Here is a 15,671-nt window from a genome sequence, read left to right on the forward strand (position 1 = left end):
GACTATTGCCATGAACTCCGACTGGTGGACCGATGCCGCCGTGTACCAGATCTATCCCCGCAGCTTCGCCGACTCCGGCGACGACGGCCTGGGCGATCTCCGCGGTGTCACCTCCCGCGTCCCCTACCTGACCCTCCTCGGCATCGACGCGGTCTGGCTGAGCCCGTTCTACCCCTCGGCTCTGGCCGACGGCGGCTACGACGTCGACGACTACCGCGACGTGGACCCCCGGCTGGGCACCCTGGACGACTTCGACGAGATGGTGACCGCGCTCCACCGCGCCGGGATCAGGGTGATCATCGACATCGTCCCCAACCACACCTCCAACCGGCACGCCTGGTTCACCGAGGCCCTGGCCTCCCCCAAGGGCTCGCCGGCTCGTGACCGGTACGTCTTCCGTGACGGCACCGGCCCGGACGGGGCCAACCCACCGTCGGACTGGGAGTCCATCTTCGGCGGGCCCACCTGGACCCAGGTTCCGGACGGCCAGTGGTACCTGCACATGTTCGCGCCCGAGCAGCCCGACCTGAACTGGGACAACCCGGAGGTGCGTACCGACTTCCTCGCCACGCTGCGCTTCTGGGCCGACCGTGGCGTCGACGGGTTCCGTATCGATGTTGCTCACGGACTCGCCAAGGACCTCACCGAGCCGTTCACGCCCACGGCGAAGCTCCCCGACCTGGCCGACGCCGACGGTGCCCACCCGCTGTGGGACCGCGACGAGGTGCAGGACATCTACATCGAGTGGCGGCGAGTCCTCGACGACTACGACCCGCCGCGAATGGCCGTGGCGGAGGCCTGTGTCGCGCCTTCGCGCCGGCACCGGTACGTACGTTCCGACAGGCTCCACCAGGCGTTCAACTTCGACCTCCTCGAGGCCGCCTGGGACGCCGAGGAGTTCCGCACCCGCATCAACCGGCAGGTCATCGAGAACGCCGAGGCCTCCACCACCTGGGTGCTGTCCAACCACGACGTCGTACGCCATGCAACCCGTTACGGGCTGCCGGGCGCCGAGGAAAGTCCGCGGAAGGCGGCTGCCGCCTGGCTGCTCAGCGACGGCACCGTGCCACCGCTCGACCGCGACCTCGGGCTTCGACGCGCGAGGGCCGCGACCCTGCTCACGCTGGCGCTGCCCGGTTCGGTCTACCTGTACCAGGGCGAAGAGCTCGGCCTGCACGAGGTCGGAGACCTCCCCGCAGAGGTCATCGACGATCCCGAGTTTCGCCGGTCCGGGGGCACACGGAAGGGCCGCGACGGCTGCCGGGTTCCGATCCCGTGGACCAGTGCCGGGCCGTCGTTCGGTTTCTCGCGCGGGACTCCGCATCTCCCACAGCCCCAGTGGTTCGCCGAGTCTTCCGTCTCCGTCGAGGAGGCCGACCCCCACTCCACCCTCGAGATGTACCGACGTGCGCTCGCGCTCCGGTCGAAGCTGCGAGCTCGCGGCTTCGCCTGGCACAGCGAGCCCCGACCTCAGGTGCTCCACTTCATTCGACCCGAGGGCTGGCACTGCATCACCAACTTCGGACCACAGCCGGTGCCCCTGCCCGAAGGGACGATCCTCTTCGCCAGCACGCCGATCGATGGCCACCAGCTGCCACCGAACACGACCGTGTGGTTCCTCAGCAGCGAGACGCCGACCTGAGCGTTGGCCACGGATGGGGGAAGTGTCGGGGTTCCGGCGTGGTTGAGTCTGCTGTGAGACTCTCCATGCTGGACCGCTCCCGTACGCGGGTGGGTCATCCCGAGGCAGCTGCGCTGACCCACACGATCGAGCGGGCAGTGGCGGCCGAGCAGCTCGGCTACCACCGGTTCTGGGTCGCCGAGCACCACGCGGTGCCGGGGATCGCGTCCGGGTCGCCGCCGGTGCTGCTCGGCGCGCTCGGCGCGCACACCTCCACGATCCGGCTCGGCTCGGGCGGCGTCATGCTGCCCCACCACCAGCCGCTGGTCGTGGCCGAGCAGTTCCTCATGCTCGACGCGCTCTATCCCGGCCGGATCGACCTGGGCCTGGGACGTACGTTGGGCTTCACCGCACCCGTACGCCGCGCGCTGCGGCAGGATCTCGACGACCCGGACACGTTCGCCGAGGACATCGGGGAGCTGCGCGACTATCTCGACCACACCGCCGCGGTCACCGCGCGCCCGGCGGCCGCCCACCGGATCCCGATGTTCGTGCTGGCGACCGGGCGCGGAGTCGCCCTCGCGGCAGAGCTCGGGCTGCCGGTCGTCGTGGGCGGTCCGGTGCTGGACAGCCCGCGGCTGGACGAGCTGCTGAGGGCGTACCGGAAAGACTTCCGGCCCTCCTCGCGAGCGACCGAGCCTTCGGTGACGATCTCGGTCGACGTGCTCGTCGCCGACACCGACGCCGAGGCGGCGGAGCTCGCGCTACCGGAGGCGTGGGCGATGGCCCGGTCGCGGCAGACCGGCGAGTTCGGTCCGCTCGAGCCGGTCGCCGCGATCCGGTCACAGACATGGACCAACCAGGTCCGCGAGCGGGTCGAGGCGCATCTCGCGCGGACCACCGCCGGCTCCCCGGACACGGTTCGCAGGCGGATCGACCGACTGGCCGAGACCACCGGCGCCGACGAGCTCCTCGCGTTCACCTCGACCTACGACCGCGACGCCCAGCTCGCCTCCGACGCCGCGCTCGCCCAGATCATGACAACGGAGATCATGACCGCCCGGGTGTAGGCACTCACCCCAGCTTGTCGAGCATCCGGACCGCGGTGTCCTCGTCGGTGATCAGGGTGTCGAACCAGCCGGCCCGCGCGCCCGCGATGATGCTGGGCACCTTCGTCGGACCGACCGCCATCGCGATGGTGTGCGGGATCGCCCTGAGCACCTCGTAGGTCGTGGCGATGAGGAACTCCTCGGGATAGGGCAACGGCCGCCCCTCCTCGTCGAAGAACCTGGTGCAGATGTCGCCGGCCGCCTCCCGTAGCCAGGGCGCGTCGCGCGGCACGTAGCCGGGCAGCGACTCACGGGTCAGCGGCGGCGCGCCGATGCCGAGCACGGCCACCCGCGCCTGGCTCCACAGGTCGAGTACGCGACGCGTGCTCGGATCCTGGAGCAGCAGCCGGTGCAGGTCGGCGCCCGGCTGGGCCGGGGCATAGAGGAAGACCGGACGGCCGTCGAGCTGCTCGGCGAACATCCGGGTGATCTCGTTGGTCTGGTACCAGGCCTCGGGCTCGTCCTGTCCACCGACGGTCGGCGTCACCACGACCCCCGGGAAGGACGGCAGCGCCTCCTGGCTCACCTCCCACACGGTGCGACCGGAGGAGACCAGCAGCACGTCGCCGGCCTTCAGTCCGATCTCGGTCAGCGCCTCGCCGAGCCGGGCGGCGAGCGCCGCTCCGGTGAGCGAGCGGTGGAATCCGCGAGCGACGAACACCCTGGCGAGGCCGAGGGCCTCGCAGAGCCGCTCCTCCATCTCGGAGGCACGCCGGGTCGCCGGGTCGATGACCTCGATGCGGACGATGCCCGTGCGACGTGCCTCGGAGAGCACCCGGCTGACGGTCGCGCGGCTGATGCCGAGCTGCTGGGCAACCTGGGCCTGGGTCGCCTCCTTGAGGTAGTAGAGCGTCGCCGCCGCGTGCATGACCTCGGGGGTGAAGCGTGTGCTGCCCGCCCCTGCGGCCTCCAGGATCGGCTGGTGGCCGTGCGCTCCGCCTGTGTTCTCCACGGCACCACTCTTCCACAGCCGCGCCCACGGATTCGACCATTCGTGAAAATCTGTTCTGGACATTTGTTCGCGACCTGTGGGACGGTGGACGAGTTCGAGTGATCAAGATCACTAACTGGAGGTCCCCATGACGCAGGCAACTTCAGAGCTCGACCGGCGCACGATGCAGGCAGTCGTCTGCCACGGGCCCGAGGACTACCGCTTCGAGGAGGTCCCGATCCCTGTCCCAGGACCCGGCGAGGCGCTGATCCGGGTCGAGGCCGTCGGCATCTGCGCGAGCGACTTGAAGTGCTACCACGGCGCCGCGAAGTTCTGGGGTGACGAGAACCGGCCCGCCTGGGCCGAGACCGACGTCATCCCCGGACACGAGTTCACCGGCGAGGTCGTCGCCCTCGACGAGGAGGCCCGCAGGCGGTGGGGAGTCGAGGTCGGCGACCGGGTCGTCGCCGAGCAGATCGTGCCGTGCGGGGAGTGTCGCTACTGCCGGCGCGGGGAGTACTGGATGTGCGGGCCGCACGACATGTTCGGCTTCAAGCGCAGCACCCCGGGCGCGATGGCCGAGTACATGGTCTTCTCCCCCGCCTCCCTGGTGCACCGGATCAGCAAGGACCTGCCTCCCGCGCATGCGGCGTTCGCCGAGCCGCTGTCCTGCTCCCTGCACGCCGTCGAGCGGGCCCGGATCAGCTTCGACGACGTCGTGGTGGTCGCCGGCTGCGGGCCGATCGGCCTCGGCATGATCGCCGGCGCCGCGGCCAAGTCGCCCGCACGCGTGGTCGCCCTCGACATGGCGCCCGAGAAGCTGGACCTGGCCATCAAGTGCGGCGCGACCGACATCGTCAACATCGCCGAGCAGGACCCGGTCGAATTCGTCCGCTCGATCACCGACGGCTACGGCGCCGACGTCTACCTCGAGGGCACCGGACACCCCTCCGCGGTGCTCCAGGGGCTCAACGTGCTGCGCAAGCTCGGCACCTACGTGGAGTACGGCGTCTTCGGCTCCGAGGTCACCGTCGACTGGAGCATCATCAGCGACGACAAGGAGCTCGACGTACGTGGCGCCCACCTCGGCCCGCACTGCTGGCCGGCCGCGATCCGGATGCTCGAGTCGGGTGCGCTCCCGCTGGACGAGATCTGCACCCACCAGCTGCCCCTGGCCCGGTTCCAGGACGGCCTCGACCTGGTGGCACGCGGCACCGAGTCGATCAAGGTCTCGCTGATCCCGTGACCGCCGCGGCCCCGTTCCGGCTCGGCACGAGCTGGAAGATGACGAAGACCCTGGGCGAGGCCGGGGCGTACGCCGACGCCCTGCGCTCGGCGGTCGAGGCAGGGAGCGTGCCGCCCGAGGTCCGGCTGTTCGTCCTGCCCGCCGCCACCGCCCTGGCCGCGGTCCGCGATCGGCTGGCCGGCACCGGGGTCGCCCTCGGCGCACAGAACGCTCACCCGGGGCCGGAGGGCGCCGTCACCGGCGAGGTGTCGATGAGCATGGTGCGCGACGCCGGCGCGAGCATCGTCGAGATCGGCCATGCCGAGCGCCGCACCCTGCTCGGCGAGACCGACGACATGGTCGCCGACAAGGTCGTGGCGGCGGTCTCCGCCGGGCTGACGCCCCTCGTGTGCGTCGGCGAGACCACCGCCGAGCGCGCCCGGGGCGGGACCGAGGACGTCCTGGCCCGCCAGGTGCGCAGCGCACTGAGCCGGCTCGGGAGCTCCCGGCCGGATGAGCTGCTGGTGGCGTACGAGCCTCATTGGGCGATCGGCTCCGGCGGCCGTGCCGCCACACCGGACGAGGTCGCCGACGGGCTCGCCACCGTGCGTCAGGCGCTGGCGGAGGAGATGGCCGGTACGCCCTCCGCCGTCCTCTACGGCGGCAGCGTCCACCCGGGCAACGTCGCCGACCTGGTCACGGGGCTCGACGTGGACGGCCTCTTCGTCGGTCGCGCCGCCTGGACCGCGTCCGGCCTCCTCGACCTCGCCCGCCGTTGCGCCGAAGCGCTCGGTGAACGCAGAACCCCCGACCTCGTGTCCGCGATCGTTCGAAAGGACCCAAGATGACACGACACCACCGCCTCACCCCCTTCCGCATCGGCGGAGCGGTGGCCCTCGCCGCGCTCCTCGTCGCGATGACGCTCAGCACCCGCTTCGTCACCCCCGACGAGCTGGCCTCGATCGGCCCGGAGAAGTTCGACCCTGCCCAGACCGCCGAGGACCTCTTCGCCAAGGCGAACGAGACCGTCCCCGATGCGGCGACACCGCTTCCCGATCTCCTCACCGGACTCCAGAAGGATGTCGCCGAGACCGCCGACGACCTGAAGGCGTCCCGGCCCAACGACACCACCTACCTCTTCCCCGTACGCGGCACCGCGACCGTCGTCGCGACGCAGCAGCAGGCGGTCGACATCACGGTGGACGGCGTCCCGGAGACGACCCCGCTCAGCCTCGCGTCCGGACCGTCCGTCAACGGCGCGGTCCTGCGCGACGCCCTCGGCTTCTCGTTCGGGGACGCCTCCAACCAGACCACCTACCAGCAGGTCGGCGACGAGCTGAAGGCGCTCGTCAGCGACCAGGTCGCCCAGGGCACGGGCGGGAAGCTCGCGCCGGGCACCACGCTCGACTTCACCGGCATCGTCAGCGTCACCGACACCGGCATGCCGCAGCCCGCGGCCAAGCCCGTGCAGATCCAGCCGCTGACCGTGGAGGTCGTCCGATGAGCGCGCCGGCCGCAGAAGCCGCTCCTTCCGGGACCACCGCCGAGATCGGTCAGGTGGTGCTGCGCGCCGTCGGGATCTCCAAGACGTACGGCGTCACCAAGGCGCTCAAGGGTGTCGACTTCGAGGTCCGCGCCGGCCAGGTCACCGTGCTCTTCGGGGAGAACGGTGCCGGGAAGTCGACGCTGATGAAGATCCTCTCGGGCGTCGAGCAGCCCACCGGCGGACAGCTGGTCCTGCACGAGGAGCCCGTCACCCTGGAGAACACCGTCGACGCGGTGGGGCGAGGCATCTCGATCATCCACCAGGAGACGAACCTGTGCCCGAACCTCAACGTGCGCGACAACATCTTCCTCGGCCGCGAGCTGCACACCCGGATGGGTGGGATCGACTACGCCCGCGAGGCCGAGATCGCTTCGCGGCTGATGCGTCAGCTCGAGGAGGAGATCGCGCCCCAGACGCTGGTCGCGGATCTCCGGATGGGCCAGCAGCAGATCGTCGAGATCGCGCGGGCGCTGGCGGCCGAGGCCCGAATCCTGATCATGGACGAGCCGACCTCCGCCCTCAGCGCGAGCGAGGTCGAGGTGCTGTTCCGGGTCATTCGGGAGCTCACCGCGAACGGCGTCGCGATCGTCTACATCTCCCACCACCTCGAGGAGGCGATCAGCATCGCCGACCACGCGGTGGTGCTGCGCGACGGCGAGCTGGTGGCGCACGAGCCGGCCAGCGAGATCGACCTGCCCTGGGTGGTGCACCGGATGACCGGCCGGCAGGCGGAGTACGACTTCCGTGAGGAGCCTCGTGACTTCGGTGACGTCGCGCTCTCCGTCCGCGACCTCACCGTCGCAGACCTCGCCACCGGACGGATCGTGGTCGACGACGTCTCCATCGACGTACGCGCCGGCGAGATCGTGTGCCTCTACGGGCTGATGGGCGCCGGCCGGACCGAGCTGATGGAGACGCTTGCCGGTCGCGATCCGATGACCGCCGGCGAGGTGCTGCTGAACGGCGAGGACATCGCCGGGCTCAGCGTCAGCGAACGCATCTCCCGTGGCCTCGGGCTCGTCCCCGAGGACCGGCAGCGCGACGGCGTCGTCCAGCTGCTCAGCGTCGGCAGCAACCTCTCGCTCGCAGGTCTGCGAACCGTGGTCCAGCGAGGCCTGATCTCCCGGACCGCGGAGTCCGGGCGCATCCGGCGCGGGATGGACGAGGTCACCGTCAAGGCCGCGGGGCCGGGCACCCCGATCACCTCCCTGTCCGGCGGAAACCAGCAGAAGGTCGTCATCGGCAAGCTGCTGATGACCGATCCGACCGTGCTGCTCCTCGACGAGCCCACCCGCGGCATCGACGTCGGGGCCAAGGGCGAGATCTTCGCCCTGCTCTTCAAGGAGGCCCGGAAGGGCCTCGGGGTCCTCTACGTCACCTCCGAGATCGGCGAGGCGATGACCGCATCCCATCGCATCGTCGTGATGAACAAGGGCCGCATCGTGCGCGAGTTCGACCCGCGTACGAGCAGCCGGGCCGAGGTCATGGCCGCGTCCGGCGAGTCAGCCGGCCAGGCACCCAGCACCACGACCACCGACGAAGCCATCGGAGGCAAGCAATGACCGCAACCAACGCATCGGCCGAGGCGACACCACGCCCGCAGAGCCCCGCCGGGGGCCTCACCTCCCGGCTCCGCTCGATCACGCTCAGCAACGCGCTGGTGGAGGGCCGGGCCCTGCTCGCCCTGATCCTCATCATCGCCGTGTTCGCGCTGCTCAGCGACAACTACCTCGACCCCGGAAACCTGGTGACCATCACCAAGCAGGTCGCCTTCAACGCGATCCTGGCGCTCGGCATGCTCATGGTCATCCTCAACGGCGGGATCGACCTCTCGGTCGGCTCGACCGTGGGGCTGACCGGCGCCGTGGCGGGCAACCTCTTCCGCGGCCTCGACCTCCCGCTGACCCAGGCGATCATGTTCCCGCAGGTCTGGGTGATCGTGGTCGTCTCCGTCGGGGTCGGGGCCCTGGTCGGCTACGCCAACGGACTGCTGATCTCACGGCTCCGGCTCGCCCCGTTCATCGTCACGCTGGGCATGCTCTACGTGGGTCGCGGCCTGACCGAGGTGCTGCTCGACGGACAGAACATCACCAACGAGCTCCGCGGTCAGGAGGGGCTGGGCAACACCGGTTTCTTCGAGGTCTTCGCCAGCCGCCCCCTCGGGCTGCCGATCTCCGCCTGGGTGATGATCGTGCTCGCGATCCTGGCCTCGATCCTGCTGGTCCGCTCGCCGTTCGGCCGCTGGCTCTACGCCAGCGGCAGCAACGAGCGGGCCGCGGAGCTCTCCGGCGTGCCGGTGACCCGGGTCAAGACGCGGATCTACGTGATCGCGGGCACCTGTGCCGGCATCGTCGGTCTGCTCCAGATCGCCAACATCAGCTCCGCGACCGCCGACCTGGGCCAGTTCTACGAGCTCAACGCGATCGCCGCGGTCGTCATCGGCGGCGCGGCTCTCTCGGGAGGTCGCGGCACGGTCAAGGGCACCATCATCGGCGCCTTCGTGATCGGGTTCCTCGCCAACGGCCTGGTCATCGTCGGCGTCTCGCCGTTCTGGCAGCAGGTCATCACCGGTGCGGTGATCATCCTCGCCGTCGCCGTCGACCGGATCCAGCAGATCGCCCAGAACCGCGGGGCAGCGCGGCGGGCCGCGGCCGAGGTCCGCTCCGCCGCGAGCACGCGCGCATGAGCACCACAGCCAACCGTTCCCACCCCCAGGACGCGGCAGGTCCGCGACCGATCGAGAGGACACACACCATGAAGAGAATTCTCGCCGGCATCGCCGCCACCGGGCTCGCCCTGAGCATGGCCGCGTGCGGTGCGGAGGCCACCGACGACGCAGGCGGCAAGGGCGGCGGCACCATCGCCATCATCACCGTCGACCCCTCCAACCCCTACTGGAAGGCCGAGGTCGACACCGCGAAGAAGGCCGCCACCGACCTGGGCTACGACTCCTACACCGCCGCCCACAACAACGACCCGGACGAGCAGAACACCCTGATCGAGACCGCCGTCAACGACAAGGTCGACGGCATCCTGCTCGACCCCGCCGGGGCGGACGAGTCGATCGCCGCGGTGCAGAAGGTCGTCGACGCCGACATCCCGATCGTGCTGATCAACGCCGAGATCTCCCAGACCGGGCTCGCGGCCTCCCAGATCGTCTCCAACAACGCCCAGGGGGCCACCGTCGGCGCCGAGGCCTGGGCCGCGTCGATGAACTACAAGGGGACGTACGTCGAGCTGTTCGGCAACCCCAGCGACAACAACGCCCAGGTCCGCTCCGACGGCTACAAGCAGGTCCTGAGCCAGTACCCGGACCTGAAGAAGGTCGGCCAGGAGATCGCGAACTGGGACCGCCAGGAGGGCCAGGAGAAGATGGAGGCCCTGCTCGCGAAGAACCCCGACATCACGGGGGTCATCTCGGGCAACGACGAGATGGCGCTCGGCGCGGTCAACGCCCTCAAGGCCAAGGGCAAGCTCGACCAGGTCAAGGTCCTCGGCTTCGACGGCAGCCAGGACGCCGTCGACGCGGTGAGGTCCGGCGAGCTGGTGGCCACGGTGGTCCAGCCGATCGTCGAGGGCACCAACCGCGCGATCGAGCAGCTCGACAGCGTCATCCGGACCGGCGAGACCGGCGTCTCGGAGGAGAAGCAGGCTCTGGACTGCGTCCTCATCACCAAGGACAACGTCGACTCGGTCGAGAACTTCGTCATCAGCGAGTGACCCGATGACCCACATCTACAACGATCCCGACACCTTCAAGAGCGACGTCCTCACCGGCTTCGCCGCCGCCCACCCCCGCTACGTCGAACGCGTCCCCGACGCCTCCGGGTTCATCCGCGCGGGCGGTCCCCTGGCCGGCAAGGTCTCGCTCGTCATCGGGGGCGGGTCGGGCCACTACCCCTCCTACAACGGGGTCGTCGGCCCCGGCTTCGCCGACGGCGCCGTGCTCGGCGACATCTTCGCCTCGCCGTCCGCCGAGCAGGTCTACCGCATCGCCCGCGCCGCGCACGGCGGCGCGGGGGTGGTGCTGGCCTTCGGCAACTACGCCGGTGACCGGCTCAACTTCGGCGCGGCGGCCGACCGGCTGCGGGCAGAAGGGGTGGACGTACGCGTCGTGTGGGTGACCGACGACGTGGCCTCCGCCCCACCCGGCGCCGAGGGCGACCGCCGCGGCATCGCCGGGACCTTCACCGTCTACAAGGTGGCAGGCGCCGCGGCCGAGGAGGGCCGGGACCTGGACCAGGTCGAGCGGCTCATGCGGCACGCCAACGCGGCGACGTACTCCTTCGGGGTGGCGTTCGACGGCTGCACGCTGCCGGGGGCGAGCGACGCGCTGTTCCACGTGCAGGACGGCCAGGTCGACTTCGGGCTCGGGATCCACGGGGAGCCGGGCATCAGCACCACCGACTGGATCCCCGCCGCGCGGCTGGCCGACCAGCTGGTCGACCGGGTGCTCGCCGAGCGGCCCGACTCGGCCGACGGGCGGGCCGCGGTCCTTCTCAACGGCCTCGGGGCGACGAAGTACGAGGAGCTCTACGTGCTCTGGAGCGAGGTCGAGCCCCGGTTGCGGGCCGCGGGGGTCGACCTGGTCGACCCGGAGGTCGGCGAGCTTGTCACCAGCCTCGACATGGCGGGCTGCTCGCTGACCGTGACCTGGCTCGACGACGAGCTCGCCCCGCTGTGGCAGGCGCCGGCCGACACCCCGGCCTACCGGCGGGGCCAGGCCGTGGCCGGCGGACGGTTCACCGAGCGTGCGGCCTCGGCCGGTGCCATCGCGGTGGACACCCAGGAGACGGCGAGCCCGGCTTCCCGCCGGCACGCGGCCGTTGCGCAAAGCCTCCTCGCCACCCTCGCGGCGACGGTCGAGGCGCACAAGGACCGGCTCGGTGAGATCGACGCGGTCGCCGGCGACGGCGACCACGGCATCGGCATGAGCCGCGGCTCCAGAGCGGCCGTCGAGGCGGCGGAGGTGGCCGTCGCCGGGGGCGGCGGTGTCCATTCGGTGCTCAGCGCGGCGGGCGCCGCGTTCGGCGACCGCGCCGGCGGCACGAGCGGGATCCTGTGGGGCCTGCTCCTCGACACCGTCGGCGAGAGCCTCGGCAACCAGGAGCCGGTCACCCTCGACCGGCTCGCCGCCGCGGTGCGGGCGGGCGCGACCAAGGTGCAGTCCTTCGGTCGTGCCGAGCTCGGGGACAAGACGATGCTCGACGCGCTCTGCCCCTTCGCCGACGCCCTCGAGCGCGGCGCCGGGGCCTCCCTCCCGCTCGCCCAGGCGTGGCGCGCCGCCGCCGAGACCTGCACCGCGGCCGCCGACGCGACCGCGCCCATGGTGCCGAAGGTCGGACGGGCCCGACCCCTCGCCGAACGCAGCATCGGCACGCCTGACGCCGGTGCCGTCTCGCTGGCCCTGATCGTCACCGCGATCGGGGAGCAGCTCGACCAGACCCGCCAGATTCTCGAGGAGTCCTCATGAACGAGCCAGCCACCGAGCCAGCCACCGAAGGACTGCGGATCGCCGTCGGCTGCGACGACGCCGGTCTGACCTATCGCGACATCCTGAAGTCCGACCTGGAGGCCGACCCCCGCGTCGCGGAGGTGATCGACGTCGGCATCACGACCGGCGAGCACACGGCGTACCCGCACGTCGCGGCCGCGGCGGCTCAGCTGGTCGCCGACGGACGGGTCGACCGGGCGCTGCTCGTGTGCGGCACCGGGCTCGGCGTCGCCATCAGCGCCAACAAGGTGCCCGGCGTACGCGCCGTCACGGCGCACGACAGCTTCTCGGTCGAGCGGGCGGTGCTCAGCAACCACGCCCAGGTCCTGTGCATGGGCCAGCGCGTCGTCGGGATCGAGCTCGCCCGCCGCCTCGCCAAGGAGTGGCTGGGTTACGAGTTCGACCCCGAGTCGGCCTCGGCGGCGAAGGTCGCGGCCATCGGCCAGTATGAGCAAGGCGCCGCCGAGCAGGGCGCCGCCGACCAGGAACAACCCTCGAGCTGCTGAGTGCCCGACGGCCACTAGGATCGACCGATCACGCCGTCGAGGCTGTCGGACACCGCTGTCCGGCGCGACTGGGAGGGTAAATGGCTGCCTTGGTCGTGGGGGTCGATGTCGGCACCGGAAGCAGCAAGGGCGTGCTGGCCACCGCCGAGGGCGTCGTGATCGCCAAGACGATGCGACGCCATCAGATGTCGCTGCCCCACGCCGGCCACGCCGAGATGGACGCGGAGACCATCTGGTGGGGTGAGGTGGTCTCGATCTGCCGGGAGCTGGCGCTGCACGCCCGTGGCCACACGATCGCCGGGCTCTGCGTCAGCGGGATCGGCCCGTGCGTCCTGGTCACCGACGACGACCTCACCCCGCTCCGGCCGGGCATCCTCTACGGCATCGACAGCCGGGCCTCGGCCGAGATCGAGGAGCTCACCGAGCGGTTCGGCGCGGACGCCGTCCTCGACCGGGCCGGCAGCGAGCTCAGCTCCCAGGCGGTCGGCCCCAAGCTGCTCTGGATCCGGCGTCACGAGCCCGAGGTGTGGGCGCGGACCCGCCGCTGGTTCGGCTCGAGCTCGTACGTCGTCGCCCGGCTCACCGGCGAATACATCCTCGATCACCACACCGCCAGCCAGTGCGCCCCGCTCTACGACATCGCGGCCGAGAAATGGGCCGGCGACTGGGTGGAGGAGATCCTCGGCGACCTGGCGATGCCCCGGCTCGCATGGTCCGGCGAGGTGGTCGGCACGTTGCACGCCGACGCGTCCGCGGCGACCGGGCTGCCCGTCGGCACGCCGGTCATGGCCGGCTCCGTCGATGCCTGGGCCGAGGCGTTCAGCTGTGGTGTCCGGCAGCCGGGAGACCTGATGCTGATGTACGGCTCGACGATGTTCTTCGTGCAGGTCGGCCGCGACCTGAAGGCGTGTCCTCCGCTGTGGACCGCCCAGAGCGTGCAACCGGACGTGATGACGCTCGCGGGCGGGATGGCGACCTCCGGGAGCCTGCTCTCCTGGGTCCAGGAGCTCACCGGGAAGGTCGACATCGCCACGCTCGTGCAGGAGGCGGAGCTCACCCCGCCCGGCGCGGAGGGGCTCGTCGTGCTGCCCTACTTCGCCGGTGAGCGCACCCCGCTCTTCGACCCGCACGCCCGGGGCGTCGTCGCCGGGCTCTCCCTGCGTCACGGGCGCGGACACCTCTATCGAGCCGTCTACGAGGGGATCGCCTACGGCGTACGCCAGATCCTCGAGCTCCTCGAGGTCGCCGGTGGCCCCGCGTCCCGGGTGGTCACCGTCGGGGGCGGCACCAGGAGCGGACCCTGGAGCCAGATCGTCAGCGACGTCACCGGGATCCGCCAGCTGGTGCCCGAGCAGACCATCGGGGCGTCCTACGGAGATGCGCTCCTGGCGGCCATCGGCTCCGGCCTGGTTGCGCCGGACACCGACTGGACCCGGATCGTCGGCGAGGTCGTGCCCAACCCCGCGAACCGGGCGGTCTACGACGAGCTCTACGCCACCTTCACCCAGCTCTATCCCGCCACCCGTGACCAGGTGCACCGCCTCGCCCTCATGCAGGAGGCCTCGACTCGGGTCCGGATGTAGCCTTCGCGGTCAGGCTGTGGGCCGCCTCCAGGAGGAGGCGGCCCAGCTCGGCCTGGCGCGGTGGGGCGAGGCGGGCCTCGATCCCGGTGATGCTCAAGGCTCCGTAGGGCTGGCCGTGGGCGTCGAAGACCGCGGCGCCCAGACCCCAGCTGCCGACGACGATCAGACCCGGGTTGACCGCGAAGCCGAGCTCGCGGGTCGCGGCGATGCGCTTCCGCAGAGCGGACGCCGAATGCTCCTCGCCGTAGACGGGAACGAGGTCGGTGCGAGCCAGGTAGGCCTCGCGCCGCGACTCGGGCATGAGCGCCAGGATCGCCAGGCCCGCCGAGGCGACCCCGAGCGGGAACCGGATGCCCTCGTGGAGCACGTGGGAGCGGATCGGGAAGCTGCCGTCCTCGCGCAGGACGCAGACGGTCTCGTCGCCGCGCCGGATCGAGAAGAAGGCGCTCTCCCCCGTCTCCCGGGCGAGGCGCAGCACCGCCGCCCGGGCCGCCGGGGTGATGTCGTGGCGGGTGGTCGCGGCCGCGCCGAGCAGGAAGCACTCCGGCCCCAGATGCCACGCGCCGGTGCTGTTGTCACGCTCCACCAGCCCCTCCTCCTGGAGGGCGCTGAGCAGCCGGTGGGTGGTCGGGCGCGGGATGGCGGCGGTCGTCGCGAGCAGGGTGGTCGTGGCACCTTCCGGCTCGCGCGCGGCGAGCAGCCGCAGCAGGTGTGCGCTGCGGCGGATCACGCTGGGCTGGGTCGTGTCCGGACCGGGTTCCATGGGACGTACGATAGGCGACGTCCACTGAGTGAACGCATTCGCGGCAGCGGGGTCGGTCAACGAAAGATCGAGTGTGAACTCACGATCATCTATTGACCGGGCGGCGCGCCCGCCCTTGACTGATCATCATGGACAAGGTCATCTCCTCAGCCGCCGAGGCGGTCGCGGACATCCCGAACGGAGCGACCCTCACGGTCGGTGGGTTCGGGTTGTGCGGCATCCCCTCGGTGCTCATCAACGCAATCCTCGAGGCCGGTGTGACCGACCTCGAGGTGGTCTCCAACAACGCCGGTGTCGACGACTGGGGCCTGGGCCTGCTGCTCGGCGCAGGCCGCCTGCGCCGCGTGGTCGCCTCGTACGTGGGAGAGAACAAGGAGTTCGCGCGGCAGTACCTCTCCGGTGACCTCGAGGTCGAGCTGACCCCGCAGGGCACGCTCGCCGAGCGGATGCGCGCGGGCGGCTCCGGCATCGCCGCGTTCTACACCCGCACCGGCGTCGGCACCCAGGTGGCGCAGGGCGGGCTGCCGTGGAAGTACGACGACGCCGGCAACGTCATCAAGACCTCGCCCGAGAAGCCGGTGATGACCTTCGAGACGCGCGACGGCGAGCAGGAGTTCGTGCTCGAGGAGGCCATCGTCGCCGACTTCGGCATCGTGCGGGCCTGGAAGGGCGACCGCCACGGCAACCTCGTCTTCAAGGACTCCGCCCGCAACTTCAACCCGCTGGCCGCGATGGCCGGCCAGATCACGATCGCGGAGGTCGAGGAGCTCGTCGAGCCCGGCGATCTCGACCCCAACGAGGTCCACCTCCCCGGGGTCTACGTCCACCGCGTCGTGCCCCTGACCCCCGAACAGGCCGCCGACAAGCGCATCGAGAAGAGGACGGTCCGCTGA

The 15,671-nt window shown here is 70.9% G+C and carries 14 protein-coding genes; 12 read left to right on the plus strand and 2 right to left on the minus strand.

The window, feature by feature from the left end; translation table 11 throughout:
* Positions 1-10: 10 nt before the first annotated feature.
* Complete coding sequence (locus ACIA03_RS24545) at positions 11-1,642, plus strand: glycoside hydrolase family 13 protein (RefSeq protein ID WP_396987419.1); 1,632 nt, start codon at positions 11-13, stop codon at positions 1,640-1,642.
* Between the two features lie 38 nt (positions 1,643-1,680).
* Entirely contained in the window at positions 1,681-2,691 is a 1,011-nt protein-coding gene (locus ACIA03_RS24550; protein ID WP_396987421.1) for an LLM class flavin-dependent oxidoreductase, read from the plus strand.
* Positions 2,692-2,695: 4 nt separating this feature from the next.
* Here the strand turns inward: ACIA03_RS24550 and ACIA03_RS24555 are convergent, their stop codons facing one another.
* Positions 2,696-3,682, minus strand: a complete 987-nt coding sequence (locus tag ACIA03_RS24555; protein WP_396987423.1) for a sugar-binding transcriptional regulator — start codon at positions 3,680-3,682, stop codon at positions 2,696-2,698.
* Between the two features lie 163 nt (positions 3,683-3,845).
* On the opposite strand from ACIA03_RS24555, the gene ACIA03_RS24560 reads away from it, so the two are divergent.
* The 9 genes from ACIA03_RS24560 (at position 3,846) to ACIA03_RS24600 (ending at position 14,015) form a co-directional block, all read left to right on the plus strand.
* A complete protein-coding gene (locus ACIA03_RS24560) occupies positions 3,846-4,907 on the plus strand; it encodes an alcohol dehydrogenase catalytic domain-containing protein (protein ID WP_396987661.1) in 1,062 nt (353 codons plus the stop codon).
* Positions 4,904-5,734 (plus strand): triose-phosphate isomerase family protein, encoded by an 831-nt coding sequence (locus tag ACIA03_RS24565; RefSeq protein ID WP_396987425.1) that lies wholly within the window; start codon positions 4,904-4,906, stop codon positions 5,732-5,734. Before ACIA03_RS24560 ends, ACIA03_RS24565 begins: the two co-directional genes overlap by 4 nt.
* Positions 5,731-6,390: a DUF2291 family protein gene (locus tag ACIA03_RS24570; RefSeq protein WP_396987426.1), complete on the plus strand. Its 660-nt coding sequence runs from the start codon at positions 5,731-5,733 to the stop codon at positions 6,388-6,390. The genes ACIA03_RS24565 and ACIA03_RS24570 overlap by 4 nt, the downstream gene beginning before the upstream one ends.
* The gene (locus tag ACIA03_RS24575) at positions 6,387-7,994 is read left to right on the plus strand and encodes a sugar ABC transporter ATP-binding protein (RefSeq protein WP_396987428.1); all 1,608 of its coding nucleotides are present in this window, start codon (positions 6,387-6,389) and stop codon (positions 7,992-7,994) included. Before ACIA03_RS24570 ends, ACIA03_RS24575 begins: the two co-directional genes overlap by 4 nt.
* Complete coding sequence (locus ACIA03_RS24580; protein ID WP_396987430.1) at positions 7,991-9,118, plus strand: ABC transporter permease; 1,128 nt, start codon at positions 7,991-7,993, stop codon at positions 9,116-9,118. The genes ACIA03_RS24575 and ACIA03_RS24580 overlap by 4 nt, the downstream gene beginning before the upstream one ends.
* Before the next feature lie 68 nt (positions 9,119-9,186).
* Positions 9,187-10,152, plus strand: coding sequence for a substrate-binding domain-containing protein (locus ACIA03_RS24585; RefSeq protein WP_396987432.1), 966 nt, complete (start codon positions 9,187-9,189; stop codon positions 10,150-10,152).
* Positions 10,153-10,156: 4 nt separating this feature from the next.
* On the plus strand, positions 10,157-11,905 hold the full coding sequence (locus ACIA03_RS24590) for a dihydroxyacetone kinase family protein (RefSeq protein WP_396987434.1): 1,749 nt from the start codon (positions 10,157-10,159) through the stop codon (positions 11,903-11,905).
* Positions 11,902-12,432, plus strand: coding sequence for a ribose-5-phosphate isomerase (locus tag ACIA03_RS24595; protein WP_396987436.1), 531 nt, complete (start codon positions 11,902-11,904; stop codon positions 12,430-12,432). Before ACIA03_RS24590 ends, ACIA03_RS24595 begins: the two co-directional genes overlap by 4 nt.
* 80 nt (positions 12,433-12,512) lie before the next feature.
* The gene (locus tag ACIA03_RS24600; protein WP_396987438.1) at positions 12,513-14,015 is read left to right on the plus strand and encodes an FGGY-family carbohydrate kinase; all 1,503 of its coding nucleotides are present in this window, start codon (positions 12,513-12,515) and stop codon (positions 14,013-14,015) included.
* On the opposite strand, the gene ACIA03_RS24605 is transcribed toward ACIA03_RS24600, so the two are convergent.
* Complete coding sequence (locus tag ACIA03_RS24605) at positions 13,981-14,778, minus strand: IclR family transcriptional regulator (protein WP_396987440.1); 798 nt, start codon at positions 14,776-14,778, stop codon at positions 13,981-13,983. The genes ACIA03_RS24600 and ACIA03_RS24605 overlap by 35 nt on opposite strands.
* A 128-nt stretch (positions 14,779-14,906) precedes the next feature.
* Between ACIA03_RS24605 and ACIA03_RS24610 the strand changes: the two genes are divergently transcribed.
* Positions 14,907-15,671, plus strand: coding sequence for a CoA transferase subunit A (locus ACIA03_RS24610; protein ID WP_396987442.1), 765 nt, complete (start codon positions 14,907-14,909; stop codon positions 15,669-15,671).

Source organism: Nocardioides sp. NPDC051685 (assembly GCF_044453405.1).
GTDB lineage: Bacteria > Actinomycetota > Actinomycetes > Propionibacteriales > Nocardioidaceae > Nocardioides.

Bases quoted from the DNA above. Each gene is read 5' to 3' on its own strand.
- ACIA03_RS24545 (WP_396987419.1), top strand. From the start codon at position 11: ATGAACTCCGACTGGTGGACCGATGCCGCCGTGTACCAGATCTATCCC.
- ACIA03_RS24560 (WP_396987661.1), top strand. From the start codon at position 3,846: ATGCAGGCAGTCGTCTGCCACGGGCCCGAGGACTACCGCTTCGAGGAG.
- ACIA03_RS24570 (WP_396987426.1), top strand. From the start codon at position 5,731: ATGACACGACACCACCGCCTCACCCCCTTCCGCATCGGCGGAGCGGTG.
- ACIA03_RS24575 (WP_396987428.1), top strand. From the start codon at position 6,387: ATGAGCGCGCCGGCCGCAGAAGCCGCTCCTTCCGGGACCACCGCCGAG.
- ACIA03_RS24580 (WP_396987430.1), top strand. From the start codon at position 7,991: ATGACCGCAACCAACGCATCGGCCGAGGCGACACCACGCCCGCAGAGC.
- ACIA03_RS24585 (WP_396987432.1), top strand. From the start codon at position 9,187: ATGAAGAGAATTCTCGCCGGCATCGCCGCCACCGGGCTCGCCCTGAGC.
- ACIA03_RS24590 (WP_396987434.1), top strand. From the start codon at position 10,157: ATGACCCACATCTACAACGATCCCGACACCTTCAAGAGCGACGTCCTC.
- ACIA03_RS24595 (WP_396987436.1), top strand. From the start codon at position 11,902: ATGAACGAGCCAGCCACCGAGCCAGCCACCGAAGGACTGCGGATCGCC.
- ACIA03_RS24600 (WP_396987438.1), top strand. From the start codon at position 12,513: ATGGCTGCCTTGGTCGTGGGGGTCGATGTCGGCACCGGAAGCAGCAAG.
- ACIA03_RS24605 (WP_396987440.1), bottom strand. From the start codon at position 14,778: ATGGAACCCGGTCCGGACACGACCCAGCCCAGCGTGATCCGCCGCAGC.
- ACIA03_RS24610 (WP_396987442.1), top strand. From the start codon at position 14,907: ATGGACAAGGTCATCTCCTCAGCCGCCGAGGCGGTCGCGGACATCCCG.